This is a genomic window from Streptomyces sp. NPDC029139 (assembly GCF_055564335.1).
This window is the reverse complement of record NZ_JBVHWN010000008.1, coordinates 88,875-104,919: the sequence shown is the minus strand read 5'-3', so window position 1 is coordinate 104,919 and position 16,045 is coordinate 88,875. Positions and strand designations below refer to the sequence as shown.

Sequence of the window (16,045 nt, the reverse complement as noted above, 5' to 3'; positions counted from 1 at the left end):
CGCACCATCCGCGCACTCGACTGGAACCTTCCGGTCCGCAGGCATTCGACCCCAGTCGTGTTACGGGACGGCTACAGGCTGTTTTCATGCGGCGGCGAAGAGCTCAGAACGTCACCGCTATCCCCGTGTGCGGCCGCTTGCCGAGGCGGGCGATCATGGCCGGCCAGTCCACGAGCCAGAACTGCCAGGTGTACTTCCGCCCGAGCAGCTTGCGCACCCGGCGCAGCTCCTCCCCCTCCAGGAGCCGCCCGGCCCCCTCCACGGACGCCGCGCCCTCCGCGACCTTGCCGCGCACGTCGCAGACCGCGACCACGACGCGCGGGTCGTTCCGCAACCGCTTGACCTTCCAGGAGTCGCTGCGGGTCCACGCGTACAGCACGTCACCCTCCATCGCGTACCAGACCGGGGTCGCCACTCCGGTGCCGTTCCTGCGGAAGGTGGTCAGGCTGACATAGCGGCCGCGCCGCAGTTCCTCGGGCATCATGCGGCCGAGACTATCCGCGCCCTCCCGGAGTCCCGCGCCCCGCCCGCTCGGACGGGCACCGGCGCGCAGCGCGTGACGATCTCGTCCATGGAGAGGTCCAGCACTCCCGCCAGCGCCGCCACGGTGAAGAAGGCGGGGGTCGGGGCCCGGCCGGTCTCGATCTTGCGGAGGGTCTCGGCGGAGAGGCCGGCGGCCGCGGCGATCTCGACCATGGACCGGTCGCCGCGGGCTTCGCGCAGGAGCAGGCCGAGCCGCTCGCCGCGCTCGCGCTCTTCGGGGGTCAGGGGTGTACGCACCATGACGCCCATTCTAATACCGGTATAGTAATGGGAATGGTGGAGATCAAGACGAACGAGTCCGTACAGGCCATGAGGGTCGCGGGACGGGTGGTCGCCGAGGCGCTGGCGGCCGTACGGGAGAAGGCGGCGCCCGGCGTCAGCCTCAGGGAACTGGACAGGACGGCCCGGGAGGTCCTGGCGGCGGCGGGGGCGGAGTCGCCATTCCTGGGCTACCGCCCCGACTGGGCGCCGGTGCCCTTCCCCGCGGTCGTGTGCCTCTCGGTGAACGACGCGATCGTGCACGGCATCCCGGACGACCGGCGCCTCGCCGACGGCGACCTCGTCTCGGCCGACTGCGGGGCGCTCCTCGGCGGCTGGGCGGGCGACTCCGCGATCAGTTTCACGGTGGGCCGGGCCCGTCCCGAGGACACCCGGCTGATCGACACGGCGTTCGCCGCCCTGGAGGCAGGCATCGGCGCCGCCGTCGTCGGCAACCGCATCGGCGACATCGCGCACGCGATCGGCCGGGTCTGCCGGGGCGCGGGCTACGGCATCCCGGACGGCTTCGGCGGCCACGGCATCGGCCGCGCCATGCACGAGGACCCGGGCGTCCCCAACGAGGGACGTCACGGCCGGGGAATGCCCCTGCGTCACGGGATGGTCCTCGCCATCGAGCCGATGCTGATCGGCGGGGGCGGGGACGACCACTACACGGCGCGGGACGGCTGGACGATCCGCACCATGGACGGCTCCCGCGCGGCCCATGCGGAACACACGGTCGCGATCACCGACGACGGGCCGCGCGTTCTCACCGCGTTGTAGGCGCGGGGCGGGGCGAGACCGGGGAACCGCCCCGGCCTCGCCCCGGCCCGCCCCTCAGCCCCGGCGCCGCCCGCTCGTGCGCTCGTGCGCTCGCCCGCTCGCCCGCTCGCCCGCTCGTGCGCTCGACGCGAGGTGCTACGGCGCGAGGTGCTACGGCGCGAGGTGCTACGGCGCCGGCCGTACGACCATCGCCGAGCCGCCGCCCCGACGCTGGGTCTCCGCCGCGGCGACCCAGCGCCCGTCGGGCAGCCGCTGGACGCCCGTCGCCGCGCCGATCTCCGGGTTCTGCCGGAAGCCGTGGCCGATCGCCTCCAGCTCGCCCCTCAGCGGGCTGTTCCAGAGCCCCGGCTCCAGCTCCGTCGTCGCCTGGTTCCGCTGGCTGGCGCGCGGGGCCGCGATGGCGTCGACGAGCGGCAGGCCCCGGTCCACGACCCCGGTCAGCGTCTGGAGCACGGTGGTGATGATGGTGGCTCCGCCCGGGGAGCCCAGCGCGAGCACCGGCCGCCCGTGTCCGTCGAGCACGATCGTCGGGGACATCGAGGAGCGGGGCCGCTTCGCCGGTCCCGGCAGGTTCGGGTCGTGGACGGCCGGGTTCGCCGGGGCGAAGGAGAAGTCGGTCAGCTCGTTGTTGAGCAGGAAGCCGCGCCCCGGGACGGTGATCCCGCTGCCGCCCGTCGACTCGATCGTGAGCGTGTACGCGACGACGTTGCCCCACTTGTCGGCGACCGTCAGGTGCGTGGTGTTCTCGCCCTCGTAGGTCGTCGGGGCCGCCGTCCCGCCGCTCGCGCAGTCCGCCGGATCGCGCGGGTCCCCCGGCGCGAGCGGGCTGGTCAGCACGGCGTCGTCGCGGATCAGGCACCCGCGGGAGTCGGCGAACCGCTGGGAGAGCAGCTCGCGGGTGGGCACGTCCTCGAAGGCCGGGTCGCCGACCCAGCGGCCCCGGTCGGCGAAGGCGATCCGGCTCGCCTCGACGAACCGGTGCAGATAGCCGGCCTGCGAGGCGGCGGAGAGGTCCGTCCGCTCCAGGATGTTGAGCGCCTCCCCGACGGTCGTGCCGCCCGACGACGAGGGCGCCATGCCGTAGACGTCGAGGCCGCGGTAGGAAACCTTCGTGGGCCTTCTGTTCACGGTCTCGTACGTCGCGAGGTCACGCTCCGTCAGGTCGCCGGAGCGGACCACCCGGGTGGCGCCCTCCCGGACCGGGGGCTTGCGCACCGTGTTCACGACGTCCCGGGCCAGCGGGCCCCGGTAGAGCGCGCCGACGCCCTCCCGGCCCAGCTTGTCGTACGTACGGGCGAGGTCGGGGTTCTTGAACGTCGATCCCACCACGGGAAGTCGCCCGCCCGGCAGGAAGAGTTTCGAGGAGGCCGGGAAGTCGCGGAAGCGGGCTTCGTTGGCGGCCGTCTGGGCGCGGAAGGTGGCGTCGACGGTGAATCCGTCGCGGGCGAGCCGTTCGGCCGGTTCGAGGAGCGTTCGCAGGGGCTTGCTGCCCCAGGCGTCGAGCGCGGTCTTCCAGGTCGCCGGGGTGCCGGGCGTGCCGACGCCCCGGCCGCTGGTCATGCCCTCCTCGAAGGGGATGGGCTTGCCGTTCTCCAGGAACAGGTCGGGTCCCGCCGACGCGGGCGCGGTCTCCCGGCCGTCGATCGTCCGTACGGTGCGGGTCCTGGCGTCGTAGTGGACGAAGTAGCCGCCTCCGCCGATGCCCGCGGAGTACGGCTCGGTGACACCCAGGGCGGCGGCCACCGCGACCGCCGCGTCGACGGCGTTGCCGCCCTTGCGGAGGACCTCGATGCCGGCGGCGGAGGCGTCGGCGTCGACGCTGGCCACGGCGCCGCCGTGGCCGACGGCCACGGGCTCCTTGACGGGTGGTTTCGGGCCGGTACCGGTCGGTGGCGCCGCCGCGCCCAGCGAGAGCACCGTCACGGCGACGGCGAGCAGGGAGACCTTCCGAGCGGTGGAGCGTCGCACTTGTACCTCCAGTCAACGGCCGTCCGCGCAGCGTAACTTCCGTCCCGCCTTCTCGTCAGGACCGCCTCGAACAACGGTGCGTCGTACCGCTACCATGCGCGCCCATGAACGAAGACCTGCGCAACGTCGTGCTCGGCGTCCTGGCGACCGGGGTCAGCGCCTCGCTGGGCTGGCTGACCCGGACGTATCTGTGGCGCCGCAAGCTCCGGCGCAAGCAGGCGTTCTTCGGGCTGCGCGACGGCTCCGAGTGCCTGCTCGTGGTGAACCGCAAGGCGGGCAGCGAGGGAGCCGTGCACAACGTCGACGTCTCCGCGCTCCTCGAACTCTCCGCCCTGATCAAGGACTGCGGAGCACGCCCGGAGATAGTGCAGCACAACGAGGCCCGGCAGGGTCTGGGGGACCGCGCGGAGTTCTGCGTCGGCGGCCCGTACTCCAACCGCCGGATGGCCGCGCATCTGTCGTCCCTGCTGCCCGGCCTGACGATGAACGTGGAGTCGGACCCGCACAGGGACCGGGGCATGATCACGGTCGGCGGCGAGGTGTACCGGTGCGTGAACGGGTCCACCGAGCACGTGCTCCTCGCCCGTCTCACCGGTGGCGAGGGTGGGCGGCCGGTCTTCCTCCTGTGCGGCCAGGCCGCGGTCGCCAACCAGGCCGCCAGCCGCTATCTGTCCCGGCACCACGAGAGGCTGGCGCGGAAGTACGGCTCCGGCCCCTTCGCGCTCCTTCTGAAGGTCGTCAACTCGGACGCGTACGGCCCCGACGTGGTGGAGCTCGTCGCCGATGTCACGTCGGCGGCGCGGACCGCGCCCGCACCCGAACCGGCAGCGTCTTGAGGCCGTTGATGAAGTTGGAGACGAGCCGCCGCGGCGGGGCGGTGACTTCGAGGTCCCGCAGGGACTGACGCGCTTCCTCGTGCAGGACGCGCAGTTGCAGCCGCGCGAAGTGCGCGCCCAGGCAGACGTGCGGGCCCTCGCCGAAGGAGACGTGCGGGTTGGGGCTGCGGTCCAGGTCGAGGCGGTGGGGGTCGGCGAAGACGCGTTCGTCGTGGTTGGCGGAGGCGTGGAAGACGACGACCTTGTCGCCGGCGCGGATGCGACGGCCGGCGAGTGCGGTGTCGTGGGCGGCGGTCCGCCGGAACGAGAGCACGGGCGGGTGGACGCGCAGGAGTTCCTCGACGGCGCGGTCCACGGCGGCCTCTCCGTTCCAGAGCCGTCGGCGTTCGCCCGGGTGTTCGGCGAGGGCGAGCAGTCCGCCGGGGGCCGCGCTGCGGACGGTGTCGTTGCCGGCGACGGTGAGCAGGAAGAAGAACATCTCCAGCTCGGCGGGGTGGAGTGCGGAGGTGGCGAGTGCGGTCATGACGTCGTCCGCCGGGTGCTTCCGCTTGTACGCGGCGAGCTCCCGGGCGTAGTCGAACATCTCGGCGAGCATGGCGGGCGAGCGGGGGTTGACGGGCCGCCCCCGCTCGTCGAGGACGGGTGGCTCGTCGGGGTCCTGGTAGGCGATGACCCGCTCGGTCCAGGTGTGCAGCAGGCCCCGGTCACTGGCGGGCACCCCGAGCAGGTCGGTCAGGTTGAGCAGCGCGTAGTCGTCCGTGACGGTCCGCACGAGGTCGACCTCGGGGCCCGCGTCGACGGCGGCCCGCAGCAGCTCGCGCGCCCGTTCCCGCGCGGTTCCGGCGAACCGTCCGATACGTCCGGGGGTGAACGCCCGGCTGACGAGCCGCCGCAGCCGCCCGTGCTCGGGCGGGTCCTGGTTGAGCATCATCCGGCGGATGAAGGGCAGATCGGCCGGGTCCGGGTCACGGATCTGTGTGGCGCCGAGGCACGAGGAGTAGTCCGTGGCGTTCTTGAGCACATGGACGACGTCGGCGTGCCGGGTGACGGCCCAGAAGCCGGGCCCGGCGGGCCAGCCGAGGACGTCGTGCTCCGCCTGCCAGGCGACGGGGTGCCGGTCGCGCAGGGCGCGGTACGCCTCGTGCGGCGGTCCGGCGGCATGGATCCGCGGATCGAAGACATCGGGTACGTCGCCGGGGTTCTCCACGGGACCAGCTTGGGGCGCGGGTCCCCGGAATTCCAGATCGCCGCCCGATCGCCCCGCGCTATCCCTCCTCCGCGCGCGTCCAGAGGGTCAGGTCGCTGCTGGTCGCGACGGCGAGCGTCCGTCCGGACGGGGAGAAGCCGACGGCGCGCAGCTCGGACCAGCGGGAGTGGAAGACGTGCCACCACTTGTCGCCGTGCGGGCCGCGGTGGGGCATGCCTCCGGGGGCGCTCAGCAGGACGCGCTCGTGCGGCCAGTCCGGAGCGACGATGCGGACAGTCCAGCCGCCGGACGCGGTGGTGTGCAGCCCTCCGCCGTACAGGCCGGCGATCCGTACGCGTATCCCCTCCAGCGGACCGAGTCCCGGGCAGGAGAGGTCGGGCCCGTCGGGGATGTCACCCTCGGGCTCGGGATCGCGGTCCCGGGCGACGCGCTCCCCCGTGACCGCGTCGAACAGTCCGTGTCCGTCGCTCGAGACGACCATGACCAGGTCGCCTCCGCCGCGCGGATCCACTCCGAACCCGATCCCGAGCAGTCCCCCGACCGCCGCGTACGGCTCGAACACGGGCCGCCACGGCGGGGGCGCGGCCACCTGGGGAGCGGCGAGAAACCGGTCCCTCAACTCGCGCTGGTACGGCGAGAGACCCCGTACGGAGGGCCCGGCGGAGGTGTCGGACATGCGGCTGTCTCCCTGACGGCTGACGCTTGCTCGTACCGGCCGAGCGTAGCGCCGGACGTGTCACACCCCGGCTCCAGGTGTGTCACTTACACGGGGTTACGCTTCGAAGGACCCTCATGGAGTCACAGGATGGAGCAGCACATGGAGAGCCTCAGCCGTACCGCGCTGGTCGAGGGCCTGATGGAGCGCTTCCCGCACGTGCCCCGGGAAGCCGTGATCAAGGAAGACCTCCTCCGGGGCGGCATGGCCTTCGACGAGTCGGCGCTCAGCGGCACCGCCGACGGCGCCGCCGGCGACGTCAAGCCGAAGTCGTACTTCATCTTCTCCTTCGACCACCGCACGCTGCCGGAGCTGGGGGCCGCCGCGCTCAACCGGCCGCCCGAGGAGATCGTCCTCACCGGCGGCCCGTACGACCTGCGCCGTACCGTCGTGTCCGTACGCGTCAATCCCGACTCCCCCTACGTCGTGCGGGGCGGCGAGGACGGCGTGCTCGGCCTCTATCTGGACGGCGTGCGGATCGCGGACGTCGGTCTGCCGCCGATGCCGGAGTACTACCGGCACACGCTGTCGAACGGCAAGTCGGTGATGGAGGTCGCGCCGACCATCCAGTGGGGCTACCTCATCTATCTGACGGTCTTCCGGGTGTGCCAGTACTTCGGTGCCAAGGAGGAGTGCCAGTTCTGCGACATCAACCACAACTGGCGCCAGCACAAGGCGGCGGGGCGGCCGTACACCGGGGTGAAGCCGGTCGAGGAGGTCCTGGAGGCCCTGGAGATCATCGACCGCTACGACACGGCGGGCACCTCCCGTGCGTACACGCTCACGGGCGGCTCGATCACGTCCCAGGTCGGCGGTCGCGACGAAGCCGATTTCTACGGCCACTACGCGAAGGCCATCGAGGAGCGCTTCCCCGGCCGCTGGATCGGCAAGGTGGTGGCCCAGGCGCTGCCCCGCGAGGACGTCCAGCGTTTCCACGACTACGGCATCCGGATCTACCACCCCAACTTCGAGGTGTGGGACCGCCGGCTGTTCCAGCTGCACTGTCCGGGCAAGGAGCGGTACGTCGGCCGCGACGAGTGGCACCGCAGGATCCTGGACTCCGCCGAGGTCTTCGGCCCCCGTCATGTGATCCCCAATTTCGTGGCGGGCATCGAGATGGCCGAGCCCTTCGGCTTCACCAAGGTGAGCGAGGCGATCGAATCGACGACCGAGGGACTGCGGTTCTTCATGTCGAACGGCGTCGTGCCGCGCTTCACCACCTGGTGCCCGGAGCCCACGACGCCGCTGGGCAAGGCCAACCCTCTGGGGGCGCCGCTCGAGTACCACATCCGTCTGCTGGAGGCATATCGGGCGACGCTGGAGGAGTTCGGCCTGAGCTCCCCGCCCGGTTACGGCCCGGCCGGCCCGGGCCGTGCCGTGTTCTCGGTGAGCTCGTTCATGGACAGTCTGGAAGGGCTGGAGGACACGGGGGCCGAGGGCGCCTCCGCCTCCTGAGGAAGCCTCAGCCGCTTCGGTCGCCGGGCGGGCGAAGCCCGGCGACCGCCCATTTCGCCCGCGTGGACAGCGGGCTGAGCGTCTTCGCCGATCCCTTGGCGATCGTGCCCAGCAGGAGACGGCCGTGCGCCATCGTCGCCCGCGCGAGCGCCGCGTCGCCCGCCTCGACCGCGGCGAGCGTCAGCTCCAGATGCTGCTCCGTGATCCGCAGACCGAGGCCGCGGCGGTGCCACTCGTCGACCGTGCCGTCCGTCCTGGCCCCGTCGAGGCCGACCGCGCCCCGGGCACGCTCCAGCGCCCGTCCCGCCGCCGCGAGGTCGCCCTTGCGGCGCTCCAGTCGGGCGAGCACATGCGCCTCCGCCGCCCGGTCCCAGGCCGTGTCCTTGAGCGCAAGCAGCTTGAACTGAGCACGGGCCGCCTGCGCGTGGTCGCCGAGGCGCTCCAGCGCGCGGCTCAGCTCCCGCAGCCGCCGCGCGTCGGGGCCCGTGTCGTCCAGCATGCGGATGAGCGCGGCCCGGGCGTGCTCGACGCGCCCCTGGCGGCGGGCCAGCTCGATCCAGGTGAACGGGCTCTCCTCGGCCGCGTCGAGCCCGTGGGCCCACTCCAGGGCTTCGGCGATGTCGGTGACCTGTCCGGAGGTGGCCGTGCGCAGCAGGGGAACGTCCTCGTCCTGCCCGTGGAGCGCCACGAGCATCGCGCCCAGCCACCGCTCGAGGTACCACTCGTCGCGTTCGGCGGGCCCGCGGCGCAGCAGCTCACGCAGCAGCGGCAGGTCGCCGTCCCGGCGGTCGTACCCCGCCGCCCGCAGCACCCCGGCCCACAGCACCGGATCCTCGGCGACCTCCTTGCGCACGTCGACGTCGCCGGAGCGCATGCGCTCCAGGGCCTCACGGCCCGGGCCGAGGACCACGTCACGCAGGGACGGCCGGCAGGACTCCTCCAGCCGGTACGCGCGGAGTTCGCCGGAGTTGAGCAGGACGTGGTCCGGGTCGGTGCGCCGGGCGGCCGACTCGGACAGGGCGAGGAGTTCGACGAGGGGCCTCTCCGGCAGGCCGAGACCGCTGAGCAGTGCCTCTCGCCGCACGTCCAGGTCGGGGGCGAACTCCTCGCGCGCCTCGTCGTCCGCCGCGCGCACCGCGGCGGCCAAGCCCTCCTCGTCCAGCTCGGTGGAGAGGTCCTCGCACCACCAGGGCAGCCGGACGAGTAACTCCAGCGCCTCGCCCACGCTGTCGGCGAAGAGCACGGCGTCCCCTTCCGACGACGCGTGGAGCACGGCGGTCCCCCCGCACAGGAAGTACGTGCCTCCGGTGTCGTCGCCGGCGATCGGCTCCAGCGGCGCCCCGGACGCCAGGCGCACCTGCTCGACGTGGTGCGCGCGGCTGACGTCGAAGTGGAAGGGGTACGCGGCCGCGTCGGCCAGGTCCGGGCGGCTGCGCAGAAGTTCCAGAGCGCGGTCGGTCATACGACCGCACCCTAGCGAGCCTCGCGCGCCTCTCACTGACACGTTGTCCAATAATCGTTACCCTCGCGTAACTTACCGACTGGTTACCTTCGGTAAGTCGTGGCGGTTACCGTCGGGTCACTTTCACTGTCCCCACCAGTGACACGAGTGAGGAGTGCCCCGTGCGCACACCCCTGGCCTTCGCCGTCTCCGCCGCCCTGATGGCGGGGACGACCCTAGGGCTCGCCCCCGCCGCCCACGCCGCCGATGTCACCGAAGCCACCGCCGCCGGAATACGCTTCGTCGACATCGCCGGCGAGGGCGGCACCGTTCTCAAGGCCAATGTCGTCACGCCCGCCGGCGCCGACGGCTCGGCCCGCTACCCCGTGATCGTGCTGCCGACCAGCTGGGCGATGCCCCAGATCGAGTACCTCGCACAGGCCCAGAAGCTCGCCGACTCGGGTTATGTCGTGGTGAGTTACAACTCGCGCGGCTTCTGGCAGTCCGGCGGCGAGATCGAGACGGCGGGGCCGAAGGACGTCGCCGACGCCTCCAAGGTCATCGACTGGGCCCTCGCCCACACCCCGGCCGACCCCACCAAGGTCGGTATGGCAGGGGTGAGTTACGGAGCGGGCATCAGCCTGCTCGCCGCCGCGCACGACGACCGGATCAAGGCCGTCGCGGCCCTGAGCGGCTGGGCCGACCTCATAGAGTCCATCTACAGCGGCCGCACGCAGCACCTCCAGGCCGCGGCACTGCTCGGCGGCGCCGGCTTCCTCACGGGCCGTCCGGGGCCCGAACTCCAGGGGATACTGACGGACTTCCTCGGTTCGAACCTGGACAAGGAAGCCGACATGATCGCCTGGGGCAAGAAGCGCTCCGCGGTCACCTACCTGGACCGGATCAACGCCAACGGCGCCGCGATCATGCTCGGCAACGCCTGGGGCGACACCATCTTCCCGCCCAACCAGTACGCCTCCTTCTACGAGAAGCTCCAGGGCCCCAAGCGCCTGGAGTTCCGTCCAGGCGACCACGCCACCGCCGAGGCCACCGGCCTGCTGGGGCTGCCCAACGACACCTGGACCAACGCCCACCGCTGGTTCGACCACCACCTCAAGGGCGTCGCCAACGGCATCGACCGCGAGCAGCCCGTCCAGCTCAAGTCCCGTTCCACCGGCGCCTACGAGGGCTACCCGGACTGGAAGTCGGTGGGCGCGAACGAGCGGAAGATCGCCCTCGGCTTCACCCAGCACATCTGGGCGAACGTCGACTCCGGGGCCAACGGCGGCATCGTGCTGCTCTCCAACGCCCTGGACCAGTTCCTCAGGACCCCGCCCGTCGCCTCGATCCCGCTCCTCCCCCGCTCCTTCGCCGGCGTCTGGCAGTCCGAGCGGTACGACACGGCCCAGCAGGTGCGTGGCACGGCGAAGCTGCACACCACGGTCACCTCCACCAAGGAGAGCGGCACCCTCGTCGCGTACCTCTACGACGTGGGCCCGCTCGGCCTCGGCAAGCTGGTCAGCAATGCCCCGTACACCTTCCACGGCCAGACGCCCGGGAAGCCCTTCGCCGTCGACCTGGAGCTGTTCTCCACGGCCTACGACGTGCCGGCCGGGCACCGCCTCGCCCTGGTCGTCGACACCGTCGACCCGCTCTACATCGAGCACAACCCGACCGGCGCGCAGCTGACCTTCTCCTCCCCCTCGGCCGACCCCTCGTACGTGTCGGTCCCGCTGCGGGAGGAGTGATCACCGGCTGCTGCCGGGCGGGCAGGGCTCTCCTGCGCGCTACTGCCCCTTCGGGCCGGGGGCCCCGGGGGGACCCCCGCCCGGCAGCAGCGTCTCCGGTTCGGCCGGGGCGACCCCCACGGCCTTCGTCTTCGGGCTGCGCCGCTCCTTCCTCGCCACCCACGTGGCGAGGAAGGAGAGCAGCATGCACATCCCGATGTAGATCGGTGAGATCACCATGACGACGGGGATGAACGGCAGATCGTAGTCGAGGTTCGACGCGATCAGCTTGCCCGCGTGCAGGAACTCCTCGTACGTGATGAGGAAGCCCAGCGAGGTGTCCTTGAGGGCCACCACCAGCTGGCTGATGATCGTGGGCAGCATCGCCCGGAGCGCCTGCGGCACCAGGACGTAGGTCATGACCTGGGTCTTGCGCATCCCCAGCGCGTACGCCGCCTCCCGCTGCCCGCGGTCGACGGAGTTCACTCCGGTGCGGAACACCTCGGCGAGCACCGAGCCGTTGTAGAGGGTCAGACCGGCGACCAGCGCGGGCAGCGGTTGCACCTTCAGCGCCACGAAGATGAAGAAGATCATCACCAGTACGGGCATGGCGCGGAAGAACTCGACGACGAGCGTCGAGACCCAACGCAGCACGCGGTGTTCGGAGAGGCGGCCGGCGGCCAGGAGACCGCCGAGCGCGAGCGAGAGCACCGAGGCGTACGCGAAGGCCTTGAGGGTGTTTCCGAGGCCGCGCAGCAGCAGTTCCTGGATGCCCTCGTACACGAAGGGCGACCACCTCGTCGCGGTGAACTGCTCGGTGTCGAACAGGAGGTGGAGGATCCATCCCACGAGGGCCAGGAGGACGACGGTCGAGATCACGCCGTAGAGCAGGTGCCGCCTGCGGGTGTGCGGGCCGGGGATGTCGTAGAGGGCGGTGGACTCGGTCATCGGGCGACTCCCCAGCGCTTCTCCAGGACGTGGAAGACCGCGCTGATGGTGAGGGTGATGATCAGGTAGCCGACGGCGATCCAGACGAAGGTCCAGACGATGTTGTAGCCGAGCTCGCTCAACGTCTTGTAGGTGCCGAGAAGTTCGGTGACGCTGAAGGCTCCGGCGATCGCGGAGTTCTTGGCGAGCGCGATGAGCGTAGAGCCGATGGGCGGGATGACGGAGCGGAACGCCTGGGGCAGGACGACGGTGCCCAGGGTCTGCCCGAAGGTCATGCCGAGGCTGCGCGCCGCCTCGCCCTGTCCGCGCGGCACGGTGTTGATGCCCGAGCGCAGTGCCTCGCAGATGAAGGCCGAGGTGTAGCAGCCGAGCGCGAGGACCGCGAACACCTCGAAGGGAAGCACGAGACCGAAGCGCGGCAGGCCGAGCATCACGGCGAAGAAGAGCAGGGTCAGCGGGGTGTTGCGCAGGACGGTGACCCAGACGGCGCCGAAGAGCCGGAAGGAGCCGACGGGCGCGACGCGGAAGGAGGCCATCAGGAAGCCGAGGACGAGGGCCAGGGCCGAGGCGTAGACGGTGAGTTCGACGGTGCCGAGGAAGCCTTCGCCGTAGAGCGAGAAGTTCTCTGTCAGGACGTCCATGTCGGGGAGTGCCTCCTCAGCTCGCCGGGTAGCGGTCGATGGCGGGGGGCTGCGGGGCCGGGACCCCGGAGAGGCCGAGGGTCGCGTCGTACGCCTTCTTCCAGTCGCCGTTCTTCTCGTGAGCGGCGAGGGCGTCGTCGAGCGCGAAGCGCAGGGCGTTGTCGTTCCGTGGGACGCCGATGCCGTACGGCTCGCGGGAGAACGGCTTTCCGACGACCTTGAGTTCGTCGGGGACCTTGGCCGCGTAGCCCATGAGGATCGTGTCGTCGGTGGTGACCGCGTCGACCTGGAAGGTGAGGAGGTTGTCGACGCAGACGGAGTAGGTGTCGTAGGCGACGAGATCGGCCTTCGGATAGTCCTGTTCGATGCGCTGGTACGGGGTGGATCCGGCGGCCGAGCAGACGCGCTTGCCGTCCAGGTCCTGGGGCCCCTGGATGTCGTTCTCGTCGGTGCGCACGAGCAGCGACTGGCCGGCCATGTAGTAGGGGCCGGCGAAGCCGACGAGCTTCTTGCGGTTGTCGTTGATGGTGTAGGTGCCGACGTAGTAGTCGATCTGGCCGTTCTGCAGGGCCGTTTCGCGGTTCGCCGAGGCGATCGTCCGGAACTCGACGGTGGCGGGGTCGAAGCCGAGGGAGGCCGCCATCATCTTCGCGATCTCGATGTCGAAGCCCGAGTACCGTCCGGTGGCCGGGTCCTTCTCCCCCATGTACGGCTGGTCCTCCTTGGCGCCGACGATCAGGTGGCCGCGCTTCTTCGCGTTCCGCCAGGTCGGGGAGTCGGGCAGCTGGAACGCCGTCCGGACCTGGTAGACGGGGAGTTCGTCCGGCTGCGGGCCCTTGACGGGCGGGCTGCCCTCCTTGCCACAGGCGGTCAGCGCGCTCACGGCGGCGGCGAGCAGCGCGAGGGCGGTGAGAGTACGTCGCGTACGGTGCATGGCGTCCCGCCCCCGTTCAGTGCTTGAGGATCTTGGACAGGAAGTCCTTGGCACGTTCGCTGCGCGGGCTGGTGAAGAACTCCTCCGGCGCGCGGTCCTCGACGATGCGGCCGTCGGCCATGAAGACGACACGGTTCGCGGCCGAGCGGGCGAAGCCCATCTCGTGCGTGACGACGACCATGGTCATCCCCTCCCGCGCGAGCTGCTGCATCACCTCCAGGACCTCGTTGATCATCTCGGGGTCCAGCGCGGAGGTCGGCTCGTCGAAGAGGAGCGCCTTGGGATCCATGGCGAGCGCGCGGGCGATCGCGACGCGCTGCTGCTGGCCGCCGGAGAGCTGGGCGGGGAACTTGTCGGCGTGCGCGGCGAGCCCGACCCGGTCGAGCAGCTCGCGCGAACGCCGGTCGGCCTCCTCCTTCTTGCGCCCGCGGACCTTGATCTGTGCCAGGGAGACGTTGGCGAGGACGGTCTTGTGCGCGAAGAGGTTGAAGGACTGGAAGACCATGCCGACCTCGGCCCGCAGCCGGGCCAGCGCCTTGCCCTCGTCCGGCAGGGGCCGCCCGTCGATGAGGATTTCGCCCGACTCGACGGCCTCCAGCCGGTTCATGGCACGGCAGAGCGTCGACTTGCCCGAGCCGGACGGTCCGATGACCACCACCACCTCGCCGCGACCGACGGTGAGACGGATGTCCTGCAGAACGTGCAAGGTGCCGTAGTGCTTGTTGACGTCCCGCAGCTCGATCAACGGATCGACGACGGCCATACGCTGCCCTGCCCCCTTCTCAGCTGTGTCGAGGTCAGCGCAAACTATCCACCACAAAAAGGGACTTCACGCCCGACACGCATGACATGCGCATTAGCCGTATTTACTGCGGAAGGGTGGCCAGTGGGGGGCTGTGGCCGGTCAGAACTCGGCGGCCTCCGCGTACACCTGGGACAGTTCGGGCGCTCCGCTGACAGCCCAGTCGAGCCCGGCCGCCACCACGTCGATCTCCCGGCCCGAGGCCAGCCGGACCACCGGCCGTCCTCCGGGCCACACCTGCCAGACCGCGCCCCGCACCGTGCGGACGATGACCGTGCCCAGGTACAGCCCGGCGTCGTTGCCCAGCCAGGGCAGCTCCTCCGGATCGTCCCGCCAGCGCGGCGGAAGCTGGTCGAGCGCCACCAGCGAGCGCGGGGTGTCGTCAAGCCGCACCCCCGCGTCCTGGGCCCTGGCGCGCAGCAGCTCACACTCGGCGAGCAGCTGGCCGACCCCCTCCGGGTCACGGTCGAAGGCCGCGGCCAAGGGGGATCGATCGACCTCGGGCCGCTTGCGCCAGTTGTCCAGGAACGGGATGTTCATCTGACCAGCGTCGCATTGCACCCTCTGGTGGCACCACCCGGCACGCGGAGATCATCCGGGCTCGGGGACGGCGCGCCGTCCGGCTCGCGTGCCCGGCCTCGACTCGCGCGCCCGGCCTTAAAGTGTGGCGCATGCCCGATCCCCAGACCCCGACCACCCGCGCGCGCCGTGGTCGGCGCCCCGTCGTCGTCGCCCTCGTCCTGACTCTCTCGTGCGCCTCGACCGCCGCGTTTCTGATCACGCGGGAGACGTCGCCGGCGTCCGCCGCCTCGGACGCCGAGGGCGCCTCGGGTGCTTCCGGCGCTTCAGGTGCTTCAGGTGCTTCGGGTGCTTCGGGTGCGGCGAAGGGGCCCGCGAGCGGGGTGCGGCGAGCCGCCAACGTCTTCCTGCGGGCACCCGGCGCGCCGGTGACGGTGATCGCCCACCGGGGGGCCTCCTCGGCCGCGCCCGAGAACACGCTGGTGGCCGACGAGGTCGCCCGCCGGGCCGGCGCCCGGTGGATCGAGAACGACGTCCAGCCGAGCGAGGACGGCGTGCCGTACGTCCTCCACGACACCACGGTCGACCGGACCACCGACGGCACCGGGCCGATCCGCGAGCTCACCGCCGCGGAGCTGGACGCGCTCGACGCCGGCTCGTGGTTCGCCCCCGCCTTCGCCGGCGCACGGGTCCCCACTCTCGCCGCCCAGCTGGACGACCTCCGCCGCCGCGGCGGGAACCTGGTCCTGGAGATCAAGGGCAGGCACAGCCGCGCCGAGGTGGCGCGCATCGTCCACGAGATCCGCGACCACGACATGACCGGCCGGGTGCTCGTCCAGAGCTTCGACCCCGAGGCCCTGCGGCACACCCGCGCCCTGGCCCCCGAACTCCCTCTCGGGCTGCTGCGCGACAAGCTGGACGCCGACCCGGTCGCGATCGCCGGGGAACTCGGGCTGAGCACCTACAACCCGTCCGCCGTGGAGCTGTCCGCCCACCCCGAGACGGTGCGCGCGCTCCACGCGGCCGGGGTGGCCGTGATGGCCTGGACGGTGGACACCCCGGCCCGCTGGAAGACGCTCGACGCGCTCGGCACCGACGGGATCATCACCAACCGCCCGGCCGAGCTGACCGGCTGGAACGCCGCCCGGACGCCTGACCGGTCCCAGGCCGTGTCCGGAAAGTAGCGCCGTCTGCCCGCAGGGCAGGGCCCGCGGCGTCCGGTGCGTGCGATCGCGAGGCGGAGGGTCGTCCTCGTACGGGGTGTAGTC

The 16,045-nt window shown here is 71.5% G+C and carries 16 protein-coding genes; 5 read left to right on the top strand and 11 right to left on the bottom strand.

Annotation, left to right across the window (positions count from 1 at the left end):
• Positions 1 to 103: 103 nt before the first annotated feature.
• Both ACZ4VW_RS19705 and ACZ4VW_RS19700 read right to left on the bottom strand, forming a co-directional pair.
• Positions 104 to 484, bottom strand: a complete 381-nt coding sequence (locus ACZ4VW_RS19705) for a PPOX class F420-dependent oxidoreductase (protein ID WP_467964005.1) — start codon at positions 482 to 484, stop codon at positions 104 to 106.
• On the bottom strand, positions 481 to 783 hold the full coding sequence (locus tag ACZ4VW_RS19700) for a helix-turn-helix domain-containing protein (protein WP_467964003.1): 303 nt from the start codon (positions 781 to 783) through the stop codon (positions 481 to 483). The genes ACZ4VW_RS19705 and ACZ4VW_RS19700 overlap by 4 nt, the downstream gene beginning before the upstream one ends.
• 33 nt (positions 784 to 816) lie before the next feature.
• Here ACZ4VW_RS19700 and map point away from each other — a divergent pair, with 33 nt between their 5' ends.
• On the top strand, positions 817 to 1,584 hold the full coding sequence (gene map, locus ACZ4VW_RS19695) for a type I methionyl aminopeptidase (RefSeq protein ID WP_467964001.1): 768 nt from the start codon (positions 817 to 819) through the stop codon (positions 1,582 to 1,584).
• A 165-nt stretch (positions 1,585 to 1,749) separates the two neighbouring features.
• Here map and ggt read toward each other — a convergent pair whose 3' ends face one another.
• Complete coding sequence (gene ggt, locus ACZ4VW_RS19690; RefSeq protein WP_467963999.1) at positions 1,750 to 3,552, bottom strand: gamma-glutamyltransferase; 1,803 nt, start codon at positions 3,550 to 3,552, stop codon at positions 1,750 to 1,752.
• 104 nt (positions 3,553 to 3,656) lie between these two features.
• Between ggt and ACZ4VW_RS19685 the strand changes: the two genes are divergently transcribed.
• Entirely contained in the window at positions 3,657 to 4,388 is a 732-nt protein-coding gene (locus ACZ4VW_RS19685) for a hypothetical protein (RefSeq protein ID WP_467963997.1), read from the top strand.
• Here the strand turns inward: ACZ4VW_RS19685 and ACZ4VW_RS19680 are convergent.
• Positions 4,339 to 5,595, bottom strand: coding sequence for a cytochrome P450 (locus tag ACZ4VW_RS19680; protein ID WP_467963995.1), 1,257 nt, complete (start codon positions 5,593 to 5,595; stop codon positions 4,339 to 4,341). The genes ACZ4VW_RS19685 and ACZ4VW_RS19680 overlap by 50 nt on opposite strands.
• 58 nt (positions 5,596 to 5,653) lie before the next feature.
• The gene (locus tag ACZ4VW_RS19675) at positions 5,654 to 6,271 is read right to left on the bottom strand and encodes a hypothetical protein (RefSeq protein WP_467963993.1); all 618 of its coding nucleotides are present in this window, start codon (positions 6,269 to 6,271) and stop codon (positions 5,654 to 5,656) included.
• Between the two features lie 141 nt (positions 6,272 to 6,412).
• On the opposite strand from ACZ4VW_RS19675, the gene ACZ4VW_RS19670 reads away from it, so the two are divergent.
• The gene (locus ACZ4VW_RS19670; RefSeq protein WP_467964327.1) at positions 6,413 to 7,765 is read left to right on the top strand and encodes a radical SAM protein; all 1,353 of its coding nucleotides are present in this window, start codon (positions 6,413 to 6,415) and stop codon (positions 7,763 to 7,765) included.
• Positions 7,766 to 7,772: 7 nt separating this feature from the next.
• Here the strand turns inward: ACZ4VW_RS19670 and ACZ4VW_RS19665 are convergent, their stop codons facing one another.
• Positions 7,773 to 9,227, bottom strand: coding sequence for a hypothetical protein (locus tag ACZ4VW_RS19665; RefSeq protein WP_467963991.1), 1,455 nt, complete (start codon positions 9,225 to 9,227; stop codon positions 7,773 to 7,775).
• A gap of 200 nt (positions 9,228 to 9,427) precedes the next feature.
• On the opposite strand from ACZ4VW_RS19665, the gene ACZ4VW_RS19660 reads away from it, so the two are divergent.
• The gene (locus ACZ4VW_RS19660) at positions 9,428 to 10,954 is read left to right on the top strand and encodes an alpha/beta fold hydrolase (RefSeq protein WP_467964325.1); all 1,527 of its coding nucleotides are present in this window, start codon (positions 9,428 to 9,430) and stop codon (positions 10,952 to 10,954) included.
• 39 nt (positions 10,955 to 10,993) lie between these two features.
• On the opposite strand, the gene ACZ4VW_RS19655 is transcribed toward ACZ4VW_RS19660, so the two are convergent.
• The 5 genes from ACZ4VW_RS19655 to ACZ4VW_RS19635 form a co-directional block, all read right to left on the bottom strand.
• A complete protein-coding gene (locus ACZ4VW_RS19655) occupies positions 10,994 to 11,881 on the bottom strand; it encodes an amino acid ABC transporter permease (RefSeq protein ID WP_467963989.1) in 888 nt (295 codons plus the stop codon).
• A complete protein-coding gene (locus ACZ4VW_RS19650) occupies positions 11,878 to 12,522 on the bottom strand; it encodes an amino acid ABC transporter permease (RefSeq protein ID WP_467963988.1) in 645 nt (214 codons plus the stop codon). Before ACZ4VW_RS19650 ends, ACZ4VW_RS19655 begins: the two co-directional genes overlap by 4 nt.
• Before the next feature lie 16 nt (positions 12,523 to 12,538).
• Positions 12,539 to 13,456 (bottom strand): glutamate ABC transporter substrate-binding protein, encoded by a 918-nt coding sequence (locus tag ACZ4VW_RS19645; RefSeq protein WP_467963987.1) that lies wholly within the window; start codon positions 13,454 to 13,456, stop codon positions 12,539 to 12,541.
• 16 nt (positions 13,457 to 13,472) lie between these two features.
• Entirely contained in the window at positions 13,473 to 14,219 is a 747-nt protein-coding gene (locus ACZ4VW_RS19640; RefSeq protein ID WP_467963986.1) for an amino acid ABC transporter ATP-binding protein, read from the bottom strand.
• A gap of 141 nt (positions 14,220 to 14,360) precedes the next feature.
• Positions 14,361 to 14,798: a DUF6278 family protein gene (locus ACZ4VW_RS19635; protein WP_467963985.1), complete on the bottom strand. Its 438-nt coding sequence runs from the start codon at positions 14,796 to 14,798 to the stop codon at positions 14,361 to 14,363.
• A 131-nt stretch (positions 14,799 to 14,929) separates the two neighbouring features.
• Here ACZ4VW_RS19635 and ACZ4VW_RS19630 point away from each other — a divergent pair, with 131 nt between their 5' ends.
• Positions 14,930 to 15,961, top strand: coding sequence for a glycerophosphodiester phosphodiesterase (locus ACZ4VW_RS19630; RefSeq protein ID WP_467963984.1), 1,032 nt, complete (start codon positions 14,930 to 14,932; stop codon positions 15,959 to 15,961).
• Positions 15,962 to 16,045 lie beyond the last annotated feature (84 nt).

What these genes read in the sequence shown, in the direction of transcription:
- ACZ4VW_RS19705 (WP_467964005.1), bottom strand. Translation starts at nt 484, where the DNA reads ATGATGCCCGAGGAACTGCGGCGCGGCCGCTATGTCAGCCTGACCACC.
- ACZ4VW_RS19700 (WP_467964003.1), bottom strand. Translation starts at nt 783, where the DNA reads ATGGTGCGTACACCCCTGACCCCCGAAGAGCGCGAGCGCGGCGAGCGG.
- map (WP_467964001.1), top strand. Translation starts at nt 817, where the DNA reads ATGGTGGAGATCAAGACGAACGAGTCCGTACAGGCCATGAGGGTCGCG.
- ACZ4VW_RS19685 (WP_467963997.1), top strand. Translation starts at nt 3,657, where the DNA reads ATGAACGAAGACCTGCGCAACGTCGTGCTCGGCGTCCTGGCGACCGGG.
- ACZ4VW_RS19675 (WP_467963993.1), bottom strand. Translation starts at nt 6,271, where the DNA reads ATGTCCGACACCTCCGCCGGGCCCTCCGTACGGGGTCTCTCGCCGTAC.
- ACZ4VW_RS19670 (WP_467964327.1), top strand. Translation starts at nt 6,413, where the DNA reads ATGGAGAGCCTCAGCCGTACCGCGCTGGTCGAGGGCCTGATGGAGCGC.
- ACZ4VW_RS19665 (WP_467963991.1), bottom strand. Translation starts at nt 9,227, where the DNA reads ATGACCGACCGCGCTCTGGAACTTCTGCGCAGCCGCCCGGACCTGGCC.
- ACZ4VW_RS19660 (WP_467964325.1), top strand. Translation starts at nt 9,428, where the DNA reads ATGGCGGGGACGACCCTAGGGCTCGCCCCCGCCGCCCACGCCGCCGAT.
- ACZ4VW_RS19655 (WP_467963989.1), bottom strand. Translation starts at nt 11,881, where the DNA reads ATGACCGAGTCCACCGCCCTCTACGACATCCCCGGCCCGCACACCCGC.
- ACZ4VW_RS19650 (WP_467963988.1), bottom strand. Translation starts at nt 12,522, where the DNA reads ATGGACGTCCTGACAGAGAACTTCTCGCTCTACGGCGAAGGCTTCCTC.
- ACZ4VW_RS19645 (WP_467963987.1), bottom strand. Translation starts at nt 13,456, where the DNA reads ATGCACCGTACGCGACGTACTCTCACCGCCCTCGCGCTGCTCGCCGCC.
- ACZ4VW_RS19640 (WP_467963986.1), bottom strand. Translation starts at nt 14,219, where the DNA reads ATGGCCGTCGTCGATCCGTTGATCGAGCTGCGGGACGTCAACAAGCAC.
- ACZ4VW_RS19635 (WP_467963985.1), bottom strand. Translation starts at nt 14,798, where the DNA reads ATGAACATCCCGTTCCTGGACAACTGGCGCAAGCGGCCCGAGGTCGAT.
- ACZ4VW_RS19630 (WP_467963984.1), top strand. Translation starts at nt 14,930, where the DNA reads ATGCCCGATCCCCAGACCCCGACCACCCGCGCGCGCCGTGGTCGGCGC.